This window comes from Roseburia sp. 1XD42-69 (assembly GCF_003612565.1).
Taxonomy (GTDB): Bacteria; Bacillota; Clostridia; order Lachnospirales; family Lachnospiraceae; genus Roseburia_B.
In genome coordinates, this window is record NZ_RAZG01000220.1 from 1 (window position 1) to 1,208 (window position 1,208).

A 1,208-nucleotide genomic window follows, 5' to 3' on the forward strand; every position below is an offset into this window, starting at 1 on the left:
TCTCCTTTGCTCTTTCACTTGATAGTATAGGTTGTTCAACTTTTTCTGTCCACACTTATATACTAACACCATAGGGCTGATATTAAGCCATCCGCACACTTTTTCAGAGGAAAAGGGCAGGAAGGGATAGAGCAAAACCGCAAGGTTGGCAATGATTTGCACGCATTGGTACAGGCTGTCTTTGCAGGCGGTTTCATCGGAAGTTCTGGTAATCTAATGGGGGATTCGCACAGGGCGCAGCATGGATTTGTAAGCGTTTCCGGCTCTAACACAGCACCGCAGGCATCGCATTGGTCGCCCCGGGTAAATTCCCTGCAAACGGGACATTTTCCGGTTACGAAACGGTCTGCCAAAAATGTTCTGCAAGTCCTGCAGTATGCCTGGGGGACTTCTTTTTCGTAAACGTATTTGCCCTGATAAAGTTTTTTGTGGAAATCCCTTACAAAATCTTTGTGTTCTTCGGAAGATGTTTTCGTATAAACGTCGTAGGAAAATCCTAGTTTTTTGAAACTTTCTTTAAATTCTTCGTGATAAAAATCACTGATTTCCTGGGGGCTTTTTCCCTCTTTTTTTGCCCGGATTCCCACAGGCGTTCCATGGCAGTCGCTGCCGGAGACAAAATATACGTTATCCCCTGCCGCCCTGTGATATTTGGCAAGGACATCTCCCGGGAGAAGCCCGGCAATATGCCCGATGTGCAGGGAACCGTTGGCATAGGGCCAGGCCCCGCCGATTAAAATATTTTTCATGATAAACCTCATTTCTGTTTTAAAGTGGTGAACTGTAAGTTAGATCTTTTTGCCATGCGGCATAAAATTTTGCAATCAAAAAGCCCTCCTCTCTGAAAAAATTTTCAGGGACGAGAGCGCATGCTTCGTGTTACCACCCTAAATTCACTTATACTTCACAGCATAAGCCTTGTCAACTACGGATGAGAAATGATTCATCGATAGTCTATCACGATAACGGGTGAACCCGTCGCAGCCTTGGCATTTGTAAAATGCTTCGGTGCGCAGCTCCGAGACCATGTTCAATAGTTCCTTCTGTGCCTGCTCTCATCTAATCAGACTTTCTGTAACATATCTAACTATTTACTCTTCTCTTCTTTGCCTGTGGGGTTAGTATAACACGATTTATTGAATCATAGGGGGGTACATTCCCCGATGCTTGCATCGTAACTTGCTTAACACAATACTAAAAAAGTGATA

General features: G+C 44.4%; 1 protein-coding gene. It reads right to left on the reverse strand.

The features are described 5' to 3' along the window. Positions 1-62: 62 nt before the first annotated feature. Positions 63-749, reverse strand: coding sequence for a class I tRNA ligase family protein (locus D7Y06_RS25200; RefSeq protein ID WP_120410203.1), 687 nt, complete (start codon positions 747-749; stop codon positions 63-65). Between the last annotated feature and the right edge of the window lie 459 nt (positions 750-1,208).